This is a genomic window from Bacillus sp. DWP3-1, from assembly GCF_049896565.1.
GTDB lineage: Bacteria > Bacillota > Bacilli > Bacillales > Bacillaceae > Bacillus.
Genome location: NZ_JAFCUN010000008.1, coordinates 58,457 through 77,464, shown reverse-complemented (window position 1 = coordinate 77,464; position 19,008 = coordinate 58,457). Strand labels below are relative to the sequence as shown.

Here is a 19,008-nt window from a genome sequence, read left to right as displayed (position 1 = left end):
CACTCTCCTATTAATAAATTGTCTGAAATGTAAATTTTGATTGCGCTTTCTCAAGATATGGAGAAAACCGCCTGTGACTCAGGCGGCTTTCGGTTCTCATCAAATTATGCTTGGTTAGAAGAACCAAATTCGCGCATTTTGCCGATAACAGTCGCTTTAATTGCGTCACGAGCTGGTCCAAGATATTTACGTGGATCATACTCTTCTGTTTTTGCAGCAAGTGTTTCGCGTACTGCTTTCGCAGAAGCAATTTGGTTTTCAGTGTTTACATTGATTTTTGCTGTACCAAGTGAAATTGAACGCTTGATGTCAGCAGTTGGGATACCTGTTCCGCCATGAAGAACAAGTGGAAGGCCTGTCATTTTACCAATTTCTTCCATTTCAGCGAAACCAAGGTTTGGTTCACCTTTGTATGGACCATGAACTGAACCTAGTGCAGGTGCAAGGCAGTCAATGCCAGTGCGTTCTACAAGCTCTTGGCATTCTTTTGGATCAGCATAAATAACGCCCTCAGCGATGACGTCGTCTTCTTGTCCGCCAACAGTTCCAAGCTCAGCTTCTACAGATACACCGTGGAAATGTGCAAGCTCAACTACTTTCGCAGTTGTTGCTACGTTCTCATCGAATGGGTGGTGAGAAGCGTCGATCATGACAGAAGTAAATCCTGCATGGATTGCTTTTGCACAAGATTCAAAGCTTGAACCGTGATCTAAATGAATCGCAACAGGAACTGTTACATTATATTCTTCGATTAACGCTTTTACCATTGCGACAACTGTTTTGAAGCCGCCCATGTAGCGTCCTGCTCCTTCAGATACTCCTAAGATAACTGGAGATTTCTCTTCTTCAGCAGCTTGTAAAATCGCTTGCGTGAATTCTAAATTATTTAAGTTAAACTGTCCAACAGCGTAACCTTTTTCCTTTGCGTCTTTCAACATTTCTGTCATTGAAACTAAAGGCATGATGAAAAATCCTCCCTATGTAGCTAATTTGCTTACTAAAAAAAGCTCTCCACCCTAGCATGACCAGAATTTCTCGCCATATGTAAACTTTCAAAGTCAGATCGCTTTCTTCTTCTTATCTAGGATACCAATTATTCGACAAATCGGCAACAGAATGACTCGATTCAATCATTTCCATCTAACCATTTGTTTCGAGCGGCAAGTATTCTTTGACAGCATCTCGGATTTCATCAATATCAAATGGTTTCGCAAAGTGAGTCAATGCACCGAGTTCTTTTGATTCTTGGATCATGTCTAATTCGCCATAGGCTGTCATAATGATGACACGGATGTCTTCATCAATTAATTTCATGCGTTTTAAAATTTCAATACCATCCATTCCGGGAATCTTCATATCAAGCAGAACAAGGTTTGGTCTATGATTTTTCACAATATCTAACGCCTGAAGTCCATTGGCTGCTTGGAAGGTTTGATAGCCTTCTTTATGAAACACTTCATTTAATAATATTCTAATACCGTATTGATCATCGACAATTAAAATTTTCTCATTCATCTGTTACACCCCATTGCTTTCATTTTTCGCCATAAAAAGAGCTGTTGTTAAATAATTCTGTTTGATTTTCACATTTCCTTTATTTATAATAGTTTACTTTACGACATTTTCTGAGCATTTTTCCTAATATTCTCTTTATATTCTATTATAAAATGATCTGACCGAAGGAGGAAATCAGTCTTGTTAAAAATTTTCACGACCCAGTTATCAGGTATTTTTTCACGTATTGGAGAAAAGCAGGCTGAAGCGATCGAGGATGGTGCACGCCTTCTTGCACAAGCCGTTGTCAGTGGACATGCTGTTTATTTTCACGGAAAGAATGAACTGGCTGCTGTAGCCCTAGAGGCAACTGAAAGCAAGGAGCCCTTTCCAGGTGCGAAAGTACTGCCGCTTGATCAAACGGAGCTCAGCTTGCTTCATCCAAGTGACAGGGTGCTGCTATTTTATTCAGACCCAGAAGACGAGGATATTCAATCTCTTGTAAAAGAGCTGCACGCTCAAGGTACGCCCATTGTTGGTGTCGGTCCAGCACAAAAGGAGCCGTCCATGATTGAAGAGCATTGTGATGTCCACATTGATTTTCAGCTCAAGAAACCGCTTGTGCCCGCTGATGACGGAACAAGGTTCGGTTATCCTGCTTTAATGACATGCTTATACGTCTACCACGCTCTATCGTTTACTGTGAAAGAAATCGTTGAGGAATATGAATAAAAAAACTGCCGAGAAGATCATATTCTCGGCAGTTTTTGATTTATTTTGATTCAGATGCTTGCAGTGAAGCACCAACGAAATCTCTAAATAATGGCTGTGGTCTTGTCGGTCTTGAGACGAATTCTGGGTGGAACTGAGAAGCAAGGAACCAAGGATGATCCTTCAGCTCGATAATTTCAACAAGACGTCCGTCTGGGCTTGTACCAGAGAAGACAAAGCCTGCGGCTTCCATTTGCTGTCTGAATTCATTATTAAACTCATAGCGATGACGGTGGCGTTCGTAGACCACTTCGTCATTGTATGCAGCAAATGCTTTTGAGTCTTCATTTAATTTACATGGATACAGCCCAAGACGAAGTGTTCCGCCTAGATCATCTACATCCTTCTGTTCTGGGAGAAGGTCAATGATTGGGAATGCTGTTTCAGGATCAATTTCCGCTGAATGAGCTCCCTCAAGGCCTAGTACGTTTCTCGCATATTCGATCGACGCAACTTGCATTCCTAAGCAGATTCCGAAGAATGGCACTTTGTTTTCACGGGCATATTGTGTAGCAATGATTTTCCCTTCCACTCCGCGGTCTCCGAAGCCTCCAGGAACGATGATGCCGTCTACATCTTGCGCGAAATCAGCCATATTTTCTGCTGTCACTTCTTCTGCATTGATCCATTTGATTTGAACGTCTGCATCAAATGCATAACCAGCATGGCGAAGTGATTCAACGACAGAAATGTAAGCATCTTGCAGTTCAACATATTTTCCTACTAGACCAATTGTGACTTGTTTTGAGAGATTTTGTACTTTATCGACTAGCGCTGTCCACTCCGTCATGTCTGCATCTTGGCAGTCAAGTTTCATATGTTCACATACAAGCTTGTCTAGTCCTTGTTTTTGTAAATCAAGCGGAATAGAGTACAGCGTGTCTGCATCCTGACATTCAATAACAGCTTTTGTATCGATATCACAGAATAACGCAATTTTGTCCTTCATGTCTTGGGTCATTGGCATTTCAGTTCTGACCACAATAACGTTTGGCTGGATACCAAGGCTGCGAAGTTCTTTTACACTATGCTGTGTTGGTTTTGTTTTCAGTTCACCAGCTGCTCGGATGTAAGGAACAAGGGTACAATGAATGTACATCACGTTTTCACGGCCAATGTCACTCTTCATTTGACGAATCGCTTCAAGGAAAGGAAGGGATTCGATGTCTCCTACTGTTCCACCGATTTCTGTAATAACCACATCTGCACCTGTTTCTTTTCCGGCACGGTACACGCGGTCTTTGATTTCATTTGTAATATGGGGAATAACCTGTACGGTTCCGCCTAAATAGTCGCCTCGGCGCTCTTTCTTCAGAACAGTAGAGTAGATTTTACCAGTTGTGACGTTGCTGTACTTATTTAAGTTAATATCAATGAAGCGCTCGTAGTGACCTAAGTCAAGGTCTGTTTCAGCACCGTCATCTGTGACGAAGACCTCACCGTGCTGATAAGGACTCATCGTCCCTGGGTCTACGTTGATATATGGATCGAATTTTTGAATGGTGACATCCATCCCTCTATTTTTCAGAAGGCGGCCTAACGATGCAGCCGTGATCCCTTTTCCAAGTGAGGAAACAACTCCTCCTGTTACAAAAATATACTTTGTCATTTCGTATGCTCCTCTCTTTTTTACCCTTGCATGACTAGACATGCACAGCTTCATCCTTATTAGAGTGTATCCCTAAATCTCTTGAAAAATAAGAAAGCTCCCTTTCAAATAAATGAAAGGGAGCGTAAATGAACGTATCTTTACGTACTCTTTTTAGAGAGCCCAAAATACATACTACATAGTTCGCTCTCGAAAGTCAAGACGGTTTTGTCCTGTTTTGAGGACCGGTTTGTGAGGGTTATTTTTCTTCCTTATTATCGTCTAAATCGTCTTCGTCAATTTCTGTTAAGCCGTCATCATCTTCGTCGTCATCGTCTTCGTCGAAGTCTTCTATATCTTCGTCAATTTCCTCATCATCGTCTAGGTCGAGATCATCGTCGTCTTCAACAAGATCAAGGTCTTCTTCAAGCTCTTCGATTTCTTCTTCCTCTTCAATCTCATCGAAGTCTTCTTCAACGACAGCTGCTTTTGTTTTTTTCTTTTTCGCTTTTGTTTTCACAGCTGGCTGAACTTCTTCTTCGATTTGATCAACTGGATACCAGCTGCGAAGTCCCCATCTCTGATCACCTAACGAAATAAAGCGGCCATCTATATTTAAGTCTGTATAAAATTGAGCAAGTCGATCATCAAGATCAGATTTTTGTATCCCTTGTAAACGGACCATTTCATCTATTAACTCGGAAAACGTAATCGGTGTTTTGCTGTCTCTGAAAATTTCATATGCAAGTTCAACTAAAGACATGTGCTTGAGCTGCTCCTGTGAGTATTCTTTCAAACTCAAGGTCAGACACTCCCTTTCTATTACATGTATGTATCCATTTATCAGTGAAATAATAAGTGTTTATCCCTTATTTTTACGACAAACCATACCTCTCATTATAAACAAATTAGAGGAGTTTATGCCACCTTTAATCATGTTAATTTTTGATTTTTTCTCATGGGGCGCACCTAGAGGTCCTTCATATGCGTGAAATTGGACTGGTTCTTGTGTGCGGCATGCTTTTGTATGCCGTTCTATTCATTCCAAACATAAAAATTTGAACAACCAAAGGCAGCACTGATGAATGAATAAAATGACTGTACAAGATAACAGCATCTGTTTAGCTATCGTTCGGATGAAGTGATTGTCCATTTTTTATAAAGCTTATAAAAAGGCACACGTCAATGGGTTAAGTTAACGTGTACCTATAATGAAAAAATTGTATAAACCTTTTTTCGATATTTATGTGAATACCTTTACTTCTTTTCGCAAGCTTTGTTTCACTTGAAAGTTCATGCTCTACTTATTATTCATTACAGTACAGCGACTATTTCTTTTCCTAAGGAAATTAAAGCATCTATAATAAATGGTGCTGCAAAGAGAATCGATGCTTTCCAGTTCGCTTTTTTGTATTGAAAAAAGAACAAGATCAACACTGCTCCTATGAGTGCCGTGAAAAGGTACAGCCATAAGCTTTGCATTTGCAAGATCCCCATACATATTACATTAATAAACATAATGATAATCTTAGGAATTAGAGCATAAAACAAATAACCCTTAACCTCTGGAGCAAAGATGATTAATAAGAATTTTGCGATGAGATACTGAACTAATAGACTGATGGTGGTTAGAATTGTTGTAATAACAACAATTAGATTCAGCATCGTTTCATAGGACATATCCTCTAACAAAGCTCTTAAATCATCTAGTTGCGAAATGTAGCCATTCAACTCAATAGCAAAAGTAACGAAATAATAATTGGCCAGAATAAAAATGACCAATGATATCAATGATGTTATTCTTGGACGTTGTTCCATAATAACCTCCCATCCCCTATACTCACAATGCTTGAATGATCGTTTAAGCGTTTATTCACCATGCTATGGGAAACATATATGGTGGTTGAAATTTTTTTAATAGAGAGATTCACTAGCCTCTCAGATAGCATCTCTATACTCTCTGAATCTAGAGATGACATGGTTTCATCAATTAGTATGGTTTCCCAATCTTTTACGAATAATAAAGATAATCCTACCTTTGCTTTCATACCCGTAGATGCTCTGCTATACGAACCATCTAGGTTACCATCAAAAAAATCAATCACTTTACCCATTTGTTCTTCAGTCGGCACAATTTTAAATGTATTCCACAGAATCTCTAGGTTTTCTCTAATTGTAAATGGGTGAATGCCAATAGGATCCACATTTAAATAAAGAGTCGATTCTTTGTTTGTCTCAATTTCTCCAGAGTACCTCTTATCTAAACCAGCTATCATTTTAAGGAGAGTGCTTTTACCTGCACCATTTCTCCCCACTAAATGAAAGAGACCTGTTGGAATTGAAAAATTCACTTTATCTAGTATGATATTGTTTTTGAACTTCTTCGTACATTCTACAAATTCTAATCCCACTTGAATCCCCTTCTCTGTCGTATAGAGTCTTCAATAAAACCATCTATGATTGATAATGATAGAAAATAATAAAGAATCATACCCTTCAATAAAAGCAGCGATTATTAGGATGACTAACGATAGCAGATAATAAGGAATCATTTTTTTCATGACACCTAAAGCAGCTTTAATTGATTTCGTATAAATTAGTGTGAAAAGCACATACTGGCTTATTCCTTGATAAAACAACATATTTGGAAATTCTAATAGCCCATGAGGAATTAGTTTACCTAAAGCTTCTTGTGCTCCTAGCGTTCTAAACCCCATCGTAATGACGAAGGATGAACCTCCAAAATCCATTATTTGAAATAACGGCGACAACAAGAAACCCAGTAAATACATGGCAAAGTTCGTTAAGTTATGCGTCAGGACTACAGACATAAATTCCTGGCCCGAAGTTGGTGGTGCTGCTTCAAACAAATCTTTGTTGACTATATTCCCAAGATAAATCCCTGTACCTATCAGCAATATACAGTAGATAGAGTAGTACCACAGAAAATATTTCAATCTTTTATGTATCATTTTCCTCCTCTTTTCATGAAGTAATCGTGAAAATTGTAATGCATATGAGTAATAAAATCGGCAAGGACAGCTTCAGTAACTTATGTTCATAATCGTTGATTAATAGTTCTGTTTTTCTGAAATATACGACCCCAATAAAGATGATTAAAGGCAGCGATAACGTATTTTTAAGGATGATTGAGATATCGGACGTGTTTATCATTACTCCGACTATTCCACACACACTTACAAAAATCAGTACAAGACATAGTAAATAAATCGTACTAGATTTAAACCTCTCGTACGGACTCACAATCAAAGAGGCTTGCAGCGTCTCGATTCTTGCCTTATCAAGCACAATCTCTTCCTTTTTCGACCCTATTAAGATTTCTAAGATCGTAATAAAGTTTATATAGACTAAAATGAGCGCAGGCAGATTTTCTATTTTCGTTATAAAGGATTGGGCGAAATAAGTAAGCACTGATACTAAGGCGCCTATTAAGATGATTAATATTTTATTACTAGTGATATAAGACAAAAATAAATACAGAATATTTCCAAACCTATATTGCTTATTCGCACTTTTTAGGAAGGAAAGTCCAGTTGTCAAAGGTATCCTATGAGAATTACTTATGTAAATGTAAATAAGAAGAGACTGTACTATTTGCAGTATCATAACTGCTTCAAAAACGGACGTTATGATATACCAAAATTGCAACAAAAGGAGTATTCTGTTTATGATATTGAATAGACCCGACAATAATTGAGATGCAAAAGAAAGCATCACGACAATAAGTGCTAGTATCATAATGAAATATTGATTTTCTACTAACAAAAAGGTTAAAGCGATGAAACAAGCCAAAAGTAATTGAACTGAATATCCTTTTTTAATCGTAAAGAATAAATGTTTCAACAACAATTGTTTAGAGATAAAGACCAAGCCTGGCTGCTGTCTTCTATACGGTAATACACAACGATTAATATTAGCTGTAGCTACAATGTATATTGAAATAAAAACAAAGCTGTTTAGGTAAGTGATTGGAATCTCGCCCCGATAGAAAATCAACGCTACCATAACAATGAAAGAAAAAAGAATCATCCCAATATAATTGAGGTACCCCATTATACTTTGATCATATATTTTAAATAGTTTATTTGTTTTAGGCATAAGTCGTTTTAAAAAGCAGCAGCTTTGGCTTTCCCTTGTTTTTTATGTACAACTAAAATAGCAGCAGCAGCCCCAGTACTAACACATAGATTGGCTGCTATCAAAGAACCATTTCCAACGACTAAAGATGCCATTGTAACTGCAAATAACAATAGTGAGAATGAGCCAAGATTTTTTGCTTTTATCATAAAATTTCCTCCTAATTAATGTTTTATTACAAGCCGCATGGTCATAAAACGTTAAATTAGTTTTTAAGTCACTGTCTATTGAACGCTGTTTCATCTGATATCAATACACTTTTGGAAAAAAAATCATCTCAATAAAGATTGAGATGATTTTTTTTTAAGATTAAAAAGCAGCAGCTTTCGCTTTTCCTTCTTTTTTAAGAATAGCCAAGATAGCAGCAGCTACACCTGAACTAATTGTGCCTACGCCAGTGAAAACACCAACGATTGTAATGACAGTTGCTACTGAGGACCAAGTATCTAAGAAATTAACTACTGTTGCCGCAGTTGCAGTACTAACACCCAGATTTGCTGCAATCAAAGAACCATTACCAATCACTAAAGCTACTAATGTTACCGCAAGAAGTGACAGCGATAATAAAGCATAAAACTTAGAATCTGTTGCTTTCGTCATAATATGACCTCCTTCGATTATTTACTACTTCTTTAGTCTAGCAAGAAGTAAATTACATTTCAATATCTTTTTGGAAAATTTGTAATATTTATTTAATTCAAGGTATTTATAATCAGCTTTTATCAGGATTTACGTTCATTTTCCATTTTTACAGGGCACTTATGTAATAGCATAAAATGCTCTGATTCCATAAAAATCTAGTCAGAATTTCTGATAAACACTATTAAAAAATCAATTCGTGTCAGATCTTCAGTGCCTTATCTTAGAGGCAGGTAAACTTTCATGATGAACTTTTTTATTAGATACTCTTTTCCTGATTGTAGTACTTCAGTTATTACTGAGACATTCTTCAACAATCGGAGCTCATCTTCGTTAAAGACAGAGCCCAAGTTTAAAAAGCACTGAATGATCATGTCATGGATGTGAAAAAAGAGTTGATTTTATTTTGAATTCAAGGGAAATGATGAATGGAATGGGAAGTACAATCATACACATTGACCCTATTGGAGAGAAGAAGCGTATCCTGTATTAGGAAGCGGTTCATTTTTGGAAATATATCAGTATTTTTATACATTTCAGTTCCTATCATAGCTTTTGCAAAATTGTAACATTTAGAAAATGTGATAAACATACTATTCTCTAAAACACAACATAAGTCCCTACGAATCGGGGTCGAAAAAGAAGAAAATGGATTGAATTACCCAGTTAAATTGAATCAATTTCCTCAATTCCAAAAAAAATCGAGACACTCATATTGAGTTGTCTCGACTTCAATTTGATATCAAAATAGAAACCCTTTATTCAAATCTTTGAACGTATGATGAAAAATAATGGCTGATTTTTGCATTAGTCGTCTGTATAGTCATTTTAGTATTTTCTTTAAATCCAGATATTCGGGCAAGAAAAGCATTGCTCATTTATGTAGGCAGAATCATAACCATCACCTTAGAAATGAGGGCGAACCTTGACATTTCTGCAAAGTTTAAACACATTAGTGAATGAGATGAACTTGTTATATAGTTCTCAATAATTCTCAAGCCTTGAAATATGCTTTTATAACAATACACTTTTATAGTTTTATTAAGAAACAAAAGAACAGGCTCTTCAGCCTGTTCTTTATTATCCAGTGATGACCATATTGACGAATGGCACACTCAGTAAAAAGAAAACGACGAGAAAAACAATTAAACTAAACCATGACTTTTAATAAATATAAGTCATGGTTTAGTTTTTGACGCGTCATCATTTGTTATCTTATTCTCCAAGTTTTTGAAGTTGTTTGACCTAAAAATTTTGTATAATCATGGTATTTATACCATCTGAAAACATCTCTTCTATAATAAGCATTACCTTCTACTTTCGCTTGTTGTTGTACCCGAAAATATGTATTCGGAGCTTTGATTGAAGCATACGCTCCAGCTATAGTAACTACCACTCCTGTAACTGGTCCTCCATAAATTGAAGCAATTATACCAGCAATTGTTGTTACAACTGTTGTATTAAGGGAACCTGAAGATTTATAACTATTAACAGTTGACCAACCACTACGAGTTTGAATTATACTACTTTTATCTTCTACAATCTCATCAAGTTTAGATACAGTAATCTCTTCTTTTCCCGTATCTCTATTAGTAGCTGTAACCTCTTTTTCGTCTGATTCAATATCATAAACAGCATCTTTAGTTGTCGCTATATATGAATATTCATTATTCTTTTTGAAACTTTCTAAGTATTCAACTTCGCCTGTTTCTTTATTCACTACTTTTATTTTTTGATATGTAGGTTTATCAGTCAAAACTTCATATTCATATGTACTATTAATAGGTATTACACTATTGTTAACCTCTGCATTTACTGAATTTATAAAAGGGGAAAACCCAGTGGAAACTAATGTTAACATTAAAATAAGAATAAATACTTTCTTCATAAAATAAAACCTCCTATTTTTGTTTCTTAACAAGTTTCCTGGAAAAGAAAGAAATAAATGTAATTGCTGCCCCGATCCCTATTGCAATATAAGAGTAATAATAAGTCTGTCTTTCTAAAAAAATAGTAGAAACTAATCCTAAAATAGCAATAATAAAACCTATCCATTCAAACTTTTTTAACATTTTTGGACTCCCTTCTAACCATTGAAACAATAATATTATAAGATACAACTTTTTACAATAAATTAAAATATTTCTTAAAAATTTTCATCTCCATTTTGTCTAAGATATTTGCTTTAATAAATCCGATTTTGCTATGAAAATCTTTGACCTGATCTTTAAAGCGCACCTTAATATTTTCAAGGGTCCAGTAAGAGCATCCTTTTCTATGTGATTATGTAATTCTTGATGCCAACATGCCAATGAGCCATGATTTCAAATGTCTCATTCGCCACCTCATCATCATCTTCTTCAATTCTGATCAGATCCCCGTCCTCAGCATCCGTCAAATTGAGTTCCTTATGAATCTCCTTCAAAATCCCACCATAGCCGATTAACCGCCGTGCACTGAGTGCATCATCTAAATAATAGACCGTATTCAAATTTTCCTCGGTCACTTCATTACCACGTATCACATCGGTATCCTTAACAGGATACTTCGAGATTTCAAGAATGGCTTTTTGTTCTTCCATTGCTTCGCGGACTTCTTTTTCAATCGCTTCTGCATCGATTCCCTTTTTCCCTTTGACCCGCTGCACATGCACAATAGGTGTGTAATCCAATTTCATTGCACGCTTCCAAAGGCTTGTCCATTCTTTTTGATTAATATAGTTCTTACCAAAGTAATTAGTACGAACAGGTATTAACACATGAAAATGCGGATGATATGTATTTTCTTCATGATTTTTCTTAATCTCTAAAGCTCTGAAATACCCACGCACAGCAGAATCAACTTTTTTATATTTCATCAATCTATTAAAGCCTTTCATCATATCCGAAATGGTCTGTTTCAGATCATCGCCCTCAACGTTTTTTACTGTCAACGTGAGAAATATCCATGCGGGCTTATATTGCCGATTGGCTTCTTCAACGATCAATTTGTTGTGATAAGCAATTTTCAATGACCTTCGCCACGCACACATAGGGCATAACCTCACTTTACAAAAATAGGCTTGATATAATCGTAGTCTGCCCGTTTCTCGCTCTCTCTTAAACGCAAGACATTCCAAACAATCACATACTTTCTCTGCCTTTTCCCGTAATAAGGCGCACCGATACGTTTATTTTAAAGCTAAAGATTCTGAAGTAATGAGATGACTACTGCTATGGTCAATATGATGCCTGCAAGCATTAAAACAATTAATTTTCTACGGCTATTTTCTTTTTCATTGTGATCTTTCTTTGAAGACTTCGAAAGTTCTGCGGAAACCATGATCCATATCACCAAAGTCACAATTGCTAAAATGGTAGTAGTTGTGGTCATAATAACCTCCCATATTTTTATTTTCTTAATTTTAACATAATGCCAATATAATATGGATCGATACTGGAAATCATCTTAAATTCAGGAAAACCTGACTATTACCTTGTATGTGGGTTATAGCTATATCATTCTTGAGGTCTAATTCTTTAGTATGTATATTGCCAATTCACATGTACCAATACTCACTACTTCACCAGTTACAAATCACTCATACTTTAAAGCTGTTCCCTGTTGCCGACACTATCCTTTTACAACCCTAAAAATAAAAAAACTTTGGATAATGCTAGTGATTAATGCTTCATGAACCAAACCAAGCAAAGACCACCTCACGTCAGGTGGTCTTTGCTTGGTTTCTACATATCTAGCAGTTTGCGCGAGATGACTAGGCGCTGGATTTCTTGTGTGCCTTCATAAATTTGAGTGATTTTCGCATCTCGCATGTATCGTTCGACTGGGTAATCCTTTGTATAACCGTAGCCGCCGAAGATTTGAACGGCTTCTGTTGTTACTTTCATGGCTGTATCTCCAGCAAAGAGCTTTGACATAGCTGATTCCTTTCCATACGGAAACCCTTTCGTTTCAAGCCATGCTGCCTGATAAGTAAGCAGCCTGGAGGCTTCAATTGCAGTTGCCATATCTGCCAGCTTAAAAGCGATCCCTTGCTGCTGTATGATTGGTTTGCCAAATTGCTTGCGCTCCTTCGCATAATGGACCGCCGCATCAAGAGCGCCTTGTGCAATCCCAACAGCCTGAGCAGCAATACCGTTTCTACCGCCATCGAGCGTCATCATGGCTATTTTGAATCCTTCTCCTTCTTGTCCGAGCCGGTTCCTTTCATGAATCCGGCAATCTTCAAATCGAATTTCAGTCGTTGGCGATGAGCGGATGCCCAGTTTGCTTTCCTTTTTGCCAACCGAGAACCCGGGGGTCTCTTTTTCTACAATAAAGGCGGTTGTATTTCGAGATGCAGCTTCTTGGTCTGTCACGGCAAACACAATATAATAATCCGCAATGCCGCCATTTGTAATAAAGATTTTCGCACCGTTCAGGACGTATTCACTGCCTGCCTTTACTGCCGTTGTCTTCATTCCACCGGCATCTGAACCTGAACCGCTCTCAGTGAGTGCGTATGCCCCTACCTTCTGTCCTTCTGCAAGCGGCTTTAAATAGGTCTCCTTTTGTTCATCTGTTCCGAAAGTATAGATGGGCCACGAGGCGAGAGAGGTGTGAGCGGAGAGGGTGACGCCTGTAGAGGCGCACACTCTTGAAAGCTCCTCAACTGCGATGACGTAGGCTAAATAGTCACTGCCGATCCCGCCTACCTCTTCCGGCCAAGGGATACCCGTTAAACCGAGCTCCGCCATTTGGCGAAAAATAGCTGGATCATACGTTTCTGTCTCGTCCCGCTCTGCTGCTGTTGGCTCTACTTCATTTTTCGCAAAATCTCTCACCATTTTTCGGATCATTTCATGTTCATCACTTAATTGAAACTGCATCATGAGCCACCTCGTTTCATATTAGCTGTTTACAAATGACCAGCCTTTGAATTTCACTTGTTCCTTCGTAGATTTCACAAACTTTCGCATCACGAAAGTAACGTTCTGTTTGATAGCGATTCGTATAACCATCCATGCCGAGCAAATGGATCACTTCTGTACTGATCTCAACTGCCGTTTTTGACGCAAATAGCTTTGCCATTGATGCTTCCTTTGTGACCGGACGATTCGCCTCTTTATAAGAAGCCGCTTGATAGACCAGCAGCTTGGCTGCTTCAAGCTTCGCCGCCAAATCACCCAGCCGAATGGTCGTTTCTAGACCTGCTGGGTGCTGCTTTAAATACGTCACTGCCTCCGCTAATGCGGCTTCTGCTATACCAAGGCTTTGAGCCGAGATACCGATTCTCCCCGCATTTAAACTAGACATGGCTATGTGAAAGCCCTCTCCTTCTGCACCGAGCAGCTGCTGCTTTGGAATCCGCACACCATCAAAATGAAGCGTTACTGTTTTTGACCCATGCAGTCCCATCTTTTTCTCATCTTTTCCGATCGTAAATCCTGGTGTATCTTTTTCGACAATGAACGCCGATATATTTTTTTTCGCAGAGGCAGGGTCTGTCACTGCAAAGACAAGATACAGTTCTGCTTCCCCGCCGCTTGTAATAAACATTTTCGTACCATTTAACACATAGTGGTCGCCTGCCCGCTCCGCTCTTAACTGAATACTGGAGGCATCTGAGCCAGCCTTGGGTTCAGTCAGGCAAAATGCCCCCAGTTTCTGCCCGGATGCAAGCAGCGGAACATAGGATTTTTTTTGCTCATTCGTTCCAAAAGCCAAAATAGGCATCGTCACAACAGATGTATGAACGGACACAATGACACCGATAGTCGCACTCACTTTGGATAATTCATGAATCGCAATGATATATGTTGTAAAATCTGCTCCTAAGCCTTGATACGAAGCTGGTATTGGAATTCCTAGAAAGCCTTGGCGTCCCATTTCAGCTAAAAGTGTTCTTGGGAACTGACCTTGTTCCATGGCTTCCACTTCAGGGAATACACGCTGTCTTGCAAATTCTGCTGCCTGTTCTCTCCAGAGACGCTGTTGATCCGTAAGCAAAACATCCATCTTGACTCCCCCTATGAGTGGTCGTGGTATGTGTAAAAACCTCTCATTGTCTTTTTGCCCAGCCAGCCTGCATTTACGTATTTTTTCAAAAGAGGACAAGGTCGGTATTTGCTATCCCCAAGTCCTTCATGAAGGGTATTCATAATAAATAAACATGTATCTAGTCCGATGAAATCAGCGAGACGAAGCGGCCCCATTGGGTGATTCATTCCAAGCGTCATGACCCCGTCAATGCTTTCTGCATCTGCCACGCCTTCATAAAGGGTGTAAATGGCTTCATTGATCATTGGCATCAATATGCGATTTGATACAAACCCTGGGAAGTCTTCCACTTCAATTGGGGTTTTGTTTAATGTCTTTGCTGTTTCATAAACGATTTGATACGTGTCGTCACTTGTTTGCAGCGCTCGAATGACCTCAACCAGTTTCATGACAGGCACCGGATTCATAAAATGCATGCCAATCACTTGCTCCGGTCTCCCCGTAACAGCTGCTAATTCTGTGATTGACAAGGAAGATGTGTTTGTTGCAAATATCGTCTTCGCCTCTGCAAATTGATCAAGTGTTTCAAAGATTTGTTTCTTCACACTCATTTGTTCAGATGCAGCTTCAATCACTAAATGAGCCTGCTGCACGTCCTTTAAATCTGTGGAAACGGCAAGCCGCTGCGTAATATCTCGGACTGCCTGATGGGCCAGCTTTCCTTTTTCTGCTCGTTTCGTCAGTTGTTTGGTCATGGAGGAAATGGCTCGATGAATCTGCTTTTCAGATGCATCATGCAGCAGGACTGTGTAGCCTGACTGAGCAAAAACTTGGGCAATGCCTGATCCCATTTGACCTGCTCCAACGACCATGACGGTCTCTTCTGTACTCATGACGATGAACGCCTCCCTTTTAATCTACCTTTATCATGATGGCATCTCCTTGACCGCCTCCACTGCAAATCGCCGCGATGCCAATGCCTCCGCCTCTTTGTCTCAATGCATGAATCAAGGTCAATATGATACGTGTTCCGCTTGCACCAATGGGATGACCAAGCGCTACTGCACCACCATTGATATTCATTTTCCGCCGGTCCAGCCCGGTTATTTTTTCACATGCCAGCGCCACAGCTGAGAAGGCTTCATTGATTTCAAAGAGATCGATATCCTCTAGACGCTTGCCTGTTTTCTGTAAAATCTTCTCGATGGCAAAGGCTGGTGTTTTCGGAAAATCCTTTGCCTCTACGGCTACCTGCGTATGCCCAAGCACGACTGCCATTGGCTTTACGTCATGCTGCTCCGCATATGTGTCTTTCATTAAAAGAAGCGCACTTGCTCCATCATTGACACCTGGTGCATTTCCAGCGGTAATGGTACCCGTTTGATCAAAAACAGGCATGAGCTTTGACAGTCGTTCATATGACGTATCACGCCGCGGGGATTCATCTTCTGTGATCAGCCGCTCTCCCGTTTTCGTCTTGACGGTGACTGGGGTGATTTCCTGTTGAAAAAAGCCGTTTTTCTGCGCTTCGATGGCCCGTTCATGACTTCTTAGTGCCCAAAGGTCTTGCTCTTCCCGCGTGATACCAAGCTCCTTTGCAGCCATGCTCCCATACTCACCCATATGAACGCCTGTGAACGAACAGGTTAATCCATCTAAAATCATCGCATCTTGTACCGCACCATCTCCCATTTTGTAGCCCCATCGCGCTTTTTTTAGCAAATAAGGGGCGTGTGACATGGATTCCATACCGCCCGCTACGATGACCTCAGCATCTCCAGCTCGAATGATTTGATCTGCTGTGCTCACACTGCGCATTCCTGATGCACAGACTTTATTGATAGTTTGCGTCGGAACGGACCACGGAAGGTCAGCATATCTTGCTGCTTGCCTTGAAGGAATCTGACCTTGTCCTCCCTGCAAAACACTTCCCATGATGACCTCATCCACATGATGCGAACTCGGCACTCTTTCCAGCGCAGCTTTGATCGCTATTCCGCCTAGTTCTGCGGCAGTCAACCCACTGAAAGCACCGCCTAGTTTTCCAAATGGTGTTCTTGCTCCAGATACAATGACCGTCGTTCTCATGTATGTCCCCTCCCATTTGTTACCGCTTACATATTATCTAGGCAGCTGATGTACAGCGCCATGTATAAGCCGATGAATATCCTATTCATCGGCCTGTTTTGTTTACGAAACCTGCTTTCCAGCCTCACCAAACACTGATTTTTCAAGAAGTTCTGCGACATCAAATGTGCCTACCTGCTCCTCTACTTCCTTCGCCTTCGTGCCATCTCCCAGCATGGTGAGGCAATAAGGGCATCCTGAGCTGATGATGGACGGCTGCACCTGTAACGCCTGCTCCGTTCGGGCAGTGTTAATCCGGGTACCTGTCTCTTCTTCCATCCACATTAAGCCCCCGCCTGCACCGCAGCACATACCGGTTTCACGATGACGCTCCATTTCTCTCAGCGTCACACCAGGGATGGCTTTTAAAATGTCTCTCGGCGGATCATACACTTCGTTATATCTGCCTAGGTAGCAAGAGTCGTGGAAGGTAATCACTTCGTTCACTTCATGTACAGGCGTTATTTTCCCTTCTTTCACTAGCTCTGCCAGTAATTCTGTATGATGGTACACTTCTGCCTCAAGTCCGAAGTCTGGATACTCATTTTTAAATAAATTGTAGGCGTGCGGATCAATTGTCACAATCTTTGTGACCCCGTTTTTCTGGAATTCTTCAATATTTTTTGCAGCAAGCTCTTGGAATAAAAATTCGTTTCCAAGTCTTCTTGGTGTATCGCCTGAGTTTTTCTCTTTATTGCCTAGGATGGCAAAGGAGACCCCTGCTTCGTTGAGGAGCTTTGCAAAGGCAAGCGCAATTTTTTGGCTTCGATTGTCATATGCCCCCATTGAACCAACCCAGAATAAATAATCGAAGGTTTGATCTGCTTTTTTCAGCTCTTTTACTGTCGGCACATGCACATCTTCTCTCAGTTCACGCCAATTTTCTCTTTCTTTCCGGTTCAATCCCCACGGGTTCCCTTGGCGCTCAATGCTTGTCATGGCACGCTGTGCATCTGCATCCATTTTCCCTTCGGTCAGCACAAGATATCTGCGCATATCAATAATCTTGTCGACGTGTTCATTCATGACAGGGCATTGGTCTTCACAGTTTCGGCACGTCGTACATGCCCAAATTTCTTCTTCTGTAATGACCTCACCAATGAGAGAAGGATGATACATTGAGCTGGCCGCCGATTCCTCTGCACCTGCTCCTCTCGCCTGCAGCGCCAGCTGATTTCCTGTTGTCTGCCTGAAGGCAAGCTGCGGGACCCATGGTGTCTTCGATGTAATGGCGGCCCCTTTATTTGTTAAATGATCTCTTAACCTTAAAATTAAATCCATTGGAGACAGCATCTTCCCTGTTCCTGTTGCCGGGCACATATTTGTGCATCGCCCGCATTCCACACAGGCGTAAAGGTCGATCAGCTGTGACTGACGGAAGTCTTCAATTTTTCCCACACCGAAGGTCTCTTGTGTCTCATCTTCAAAATCAATTTTTTGCAGCTTGCCTGGCGGGTCTAATCTGCTGGCAAATACATTCACCGGTCCTGCAATGAGGTGAGCGTGCTTTGACTGCGGGACATATACTAAGAATGTCAGCAAAATAAGGAGATGCACCCACCATGCGACATAAAAAACGACCGTTGCTGCAAGAGGTGAAATTCCGCCCAGCAAGAAAGCAATACTGGAGGCGATTGGCTCAGTTGGTGATAGAGAGTGTCCATGCCAAATGATGTTCATCCCGTTCCCCAGTAAGACTGTCAGCATCAAGCCGCCAATAAATAAAAGCACTAGACCTGATTTAAAGCCTCGTTTTAAACGGACAAGCTTCTCCACATACCTTCTATGGAATGCCCAAACAACGGCTACTAAAATGAGAAGTGTGACCACCTCTTGGAAAAAGGTAAAGAAGCCGTAAAGCGGACCTAAAGGGAGTCCGCTGCCCGGAACGAGTCCCTTCATAATAAAATCAAGGGCTCCGAACTGTACAAGGATAAATCCGTAGAAAAACAGCACATGAATGATGCCGCTCTTCTTGTCCTTTAACAGCTTCTTTTGCCCAAACACATTGACCCAAACACGCTCTAAGCGTTTCTTCATGTCTTGTTGAAATTCTTCTTTTTTACCAAGACGAATATACGCCGCTCGTGTTCGAATGAGATAAATAAACAAATACACAGCGTAAGCGGTCACCGCCGCAAATGCGATCAAGTTCATTATTAAAAGGCTATTCATCTTGCTCCCCCTTTCATTCCCCAAAAACCACTTTGTTCCGTTTCTATGTTGTACCTCTATCATAAATAATGAATGAG

19 protein-coding genes and 1 pseudogene are annotated in these 19,008 nt (G+C 40.1%); 1 reads left to right on the top strand and 19 read right to left on the bottom strand.

The features are described from left to right. Positions 1–104: 104 nt before the first annotated feature. A complete protein-coding gene (locus ACP7A0_RS16905; RefSeq protein WP_034660304.1) occupies positions 105–962 on the bottom strand; it encodes a class II fructose-bisphosphate aldolase in 858 nt (285 codons plus the stop codon). A gap of 178 nt (positions 963–1,140) precedes the next feature. Beyond that, positions 1,141–1,515, bottom strand: coding sequence for a response regulator (locus ACP7A0_RS16900; RefSeq protein ID WP_003214681.1), 375 nt, complete (start codon positions 1,513–1,515; stop codon positions 1,141–1,143). A 180-nt stretch (positions 1,516–1,695) separates the two neighbouring features. On the opposite strand from ACP7A0_RS16900, the gene ACP7A0_RS16895 reads away from it, so the two are divergent. Continuing rightward, positions 1,696–2,226, top strand: coding sequence for a DUF2529 domain-containing protein (locus ACP7A0_RS16895; RefSeq protein WP_106038971.1), 531 nt, complete (start codon positions 1,696–1,698; stop codon positions 2,224–2,226). A gap of 40 nt (positions 2,227–2,266) precedes the next feature. Here the strand turns inward: ACP7A0_RS16895 and pyrG are convergent, their stop codons facing one another. The 17 genes and pseudogenes from pyrG to ACP7A0_RS16810 form a co-directional block, all read right to left on the bottom strand. Further along, positions 2,267–3,874 (bottom strand): glutamine hydrolyzing CTP synthase, encoded by a 1,608-nt coding sequence (pyrG, locus tag ACP7A0_RS16890; protein ID WP_003215143.1) that lies wholly within the window; start codon positions 3,872–3,874, stop codon positions 2,267–2,269. Positions 3,875–4,112: 238 nt separating this feature from the next. Next, entirely contained in the window at positions 4,113–4,655 is a 543-nt protein-coding gene (gene rpoE / locus ACP7A0_RS16885) for a DNA-directed RNA polymerase subunit delta (protein ID WP_034660308.1), read from the bottom strand. A 512-nt stretch (positions 4,656–5,167) separates the two neighbouring features. Then, a complete protein-coding gene (locus ACP7A0_RS16880; RefSeq protein WP_278022953.1) occupies positions 5,168–5,671 on the bottom strand; it encodes a hypothetical protein in 504 nt (167 codons plus the stop codon). Next, the gene (locus ACP7A0_RS16875) at positions 5,650–6,264 is read right to left on the bottom strand and encodes an ATP-binding cassette domain-containing protein (protein ID WP_278022954.1); all 615 of its coding nucleotides are present in this window, start codon (positions 6,262–6,264) and stop codon (positions 5,650–5,652) included. The genes ACP7A0_RS16880 and ACP7A0_RS16875 overlap by 22 nt, the downstream gene beginning before the upstream one ends. A 30-nt stretch (positions 6,265–6,294) precedes the next feature. Beyond that, a complete protein-coding gene (locus ACP7A0_RS16870; RefSeq protein WP_003214631.1) occupies positions 6,295–6,825 on the bottom strand; it encodes a stage II sporulation protein M in 531 nt (176 codons plus the stop codon). Between the two features lie 13 nt (positions 6,826–6,838). Further along, complete coding sequence (locus ACP7A0_RS16865; RefSeq protein WP_278022955.1) at positions 6,839–7,285, bottom strand: hypothetical protein; 447 nt, start codon at positions 7,283–7,285, stop codon at positions 6,839–6,841. A 695-nt stretch (positions 7,286–7,980) separates the two neighbouring features. Continuing rightward, a complete protein-coding gene (locus ACP7A0_RS16860; RefSeq protein ID WP_278022956.1) occupies positions 7,981–8,160 on the bottom strand; it encodes a hypothetical protein in 180 nt (59 codons plus the stop codon). A 160-nt stretch (positions 8,161–8,320) separates the two neighbouring features. Further along, entirely contained in the window at positions 8,321–8,611 is a 291-nt protein-coding gene (locus ACP7A0_RS16855) for an uberolysin/carnocyclin family circular bacteriocin (protein WP_003214902.1), read from the bottom strand. 1,249 nt (positions 8,612–9,860) lie between these two features. Then, complete coding sequence (locus ACP7A0_RS16850) at positions 9,861–10,538, bottom strand: hypothetical protein (RefSeq protein ID WP_278022957.1); 678 nt, start codon at positions 10,536–10,538, stop codon at positions 9,861–9,863. Positions 10,539–10,551: 13 nt separating this feature from the next. After that, complete coding sequence (locus ACP7A0_RS16845) at positions 10,552–10,722, bottom strand: hypothetical protein (RefSeq protein WP_189293832.1); 171 nt, start codon at positions 10,720–10,722, stop codon at positions 10,552–10,554. 203 nt (positions 10,723–10,925) lie between these two features. Next, positions 10,926–11,821 (bottom strand): annotated as a pseudogene (locus ACP7A0_RS16840) (protein rep); the annotation flags it as partial. 9 nt (positions 11,822–11,830) lie between these two features. Then, the gene (locus ACP7A0_RS16835; RefSeq protein ID WP_034620267.1) at positions 11,831–12,022 is read right to left on the bottom strand and encodes a hypothetical protein; all 192 of its coding nucleotides are present in this window, start codon (positions 12,020–12,022) and stop codon (positions 11,831–11,833) included. A gap of 353 nt (positions 12,023–12,375) precedes the next feature. Continuing rightward, positions 12,376–13,518 (bottom strand): acyl-CoA dehydrogenase, encoded by a 1,143-nt coding sequence (locus ACP7A0_RS16830; RefSeq protein WP_034660310.1) that lies wholly within the window; start codon positions 13,516–13,518, stop codon positions 12,376–12,378. A gap of 16 nt (positions 13,519–13,534) precedes the next feature. Continuing rightward, a complete protein-coding gene (locus tag ACP7A0_RS16825; RefSeq protein WP_106038969.1) occupies positions 13,535–14,647 on the bottom strand; it encodes an acyl-CoA dehydrogenase family protein in 1,113 nt (370 codons plus the stop codon). 11 nt (positions 14,648–14,658) lie between these two features. Beyond that, on the bottom strand, positions 14,659–15,522 hold the full coding sequence (locus tag ACP7A0_RS16820; RefSeq protein ID WP_106038968.1) for a 3-hydroxybutyryl-CoA dehydrogenase: 864 nt from the start codon (positions 15,520–15,522) through the stop codon (positions 14,659–14,661). A gap of 19 nt (positions 15,523–15,541) precedes the next feature. Further along, positions 15,542–16,717, bottom strand: a complete 1,176-nt coding sequence (locus ACP7A0_RS16815; RefSeq protein WP_426005818.1) for an acetyl-CoA C-acetyltransferase — start codon at positions 16,715–16,717, stop codon at positions 15,542–15,544. A gap of 102 nt (positions 16,718–16,819) precedes the next feature. Beyond that, positions 16,820–18,931 carry a heterodisulfide reductase-related iron-sulfur binding cluster gene (locus ACP7A0_RS16810; RefSeq protein WP_066031609.1) on the bottom strand — a complete coding sequence of 704 codons (2,112 nt, stop codon included), beginning with the start codon at positions 18,929–18,931 and terminating at the stop codon, positions 16,820–16,822. Positions 18,932–19,008: the final 77 nt, after the last annotated feature.

Excerpts from the sequence above, each read along its gene's own strand:
- ACP7A0_RS16905 (WP_034660304.1), bottom strand. The coding sequence starts at position 962 with ATGCCTTTAGTTTCAATGACAGAAATGTTGAAAGACGCAAAGGAAAAA.
- ACP7A0_RS16900 (WP_003214681.1), bottom strand. The coding sequence starts at position 1,515 with ATGAATGAGAAAATTTTAATTGTCGATGATCAATACGGTATTAGAATA.
- pyrG (WP_003215143.1), bottom strand. The coding sequence starts at position 3,874 with ATGACAAAGTATATTTTTGTAACAGGAGGAGTTGTTTCCTCACTTGGA.
- ACP7A0_RS16880 (WP_278022953.1), bottom strand. The coding sequence starts at position 5,671 with ATGGAACAACGTCCAAGAATAACATCATTGATATCATTGGTCATTTTT.
- ACP7A0_RS16870 (WP_003214631.1), bottom strand. The coding sequence starts at position 6,825 with ATGATACATAAAAGATTGAAATATTTTCTGTGGTACTACTCTATCTAC.
- ACP7A0_RS16860 (WP_278022956.1), bottom strand. The coding sequence starts at position 8,160 with ATGATAAAAGCAAAAAATCTTGGCTCATTCTCACTATTGTTATTTGCA.
- ACP7A0_RS16855 (WP_003214902.1), bottom strand. The coding sequence starts at position 8,611 with ATGACGAAAGCAACAGATTCTAAGTTTTATGCTTTATTATCGCTGTCA.
- ACP7A0_RS16850 (WP_278022957.1), bottom strand. The coding sequence starts at position 10,538 with ATGAAGAAAGTATTTATTCTTATTTTAATGTTAACATTAGTTTCCACT.
- ACP7A0_RS16845 (WP_189293832.1), bottom strand. The coding sequence starts at position 10,722 with ATGTTAAAAAAGTTTGAATGGATAGGTTTTATTATTGCTATTTTAGGA.
- ACP7A0_RS16835 (WP_034620267.1), bottom strand. The coding sequence starts at position 12,022 with ATGACCACAACTACTACCATTTTAGCAATTGTGACTTTGGTGATATGG.
- ACP7A0_RS16830 (WP_034660310.1), bottom strand. The coding sequence starts at position 13,518 with ATGCAGTTTCAATTAAGTGATGAACATGAAATGATCCGAAAAATGGTG.
- ACP7A0_RS16825 (WP_106038969.1), bottom strand. The coding sequence starts at position 14,647 with ATGGATGTTTTGCTTACGGATCAACAGCGTCTCTGGAGAGAACAGGCA.
- ACP7A0_RS16820 (WP_106038968.1), bottom strand. The coding sequence starts at position 15,522 with ATGAGTACAGAAGAGACCGTCATGGTCGTTGGAGCAGGTCAAATGGGA.
- ACP7A0_RS16815 (WP_426005818.1), bottom strand. The coding sequence starts at position 16,717 with ATGAGAACGACGGTCATTGTATCTGGAGCAAGAACACCATTTGGAAAA.
- ACP7A0_RS16810 (WP_066031609.1), bottom strand. The coding sequence starts at position 18,931 with ATGAATAGCCTTTTAATAATGAACTTGATCGCATTTGCGGCGGTGACC.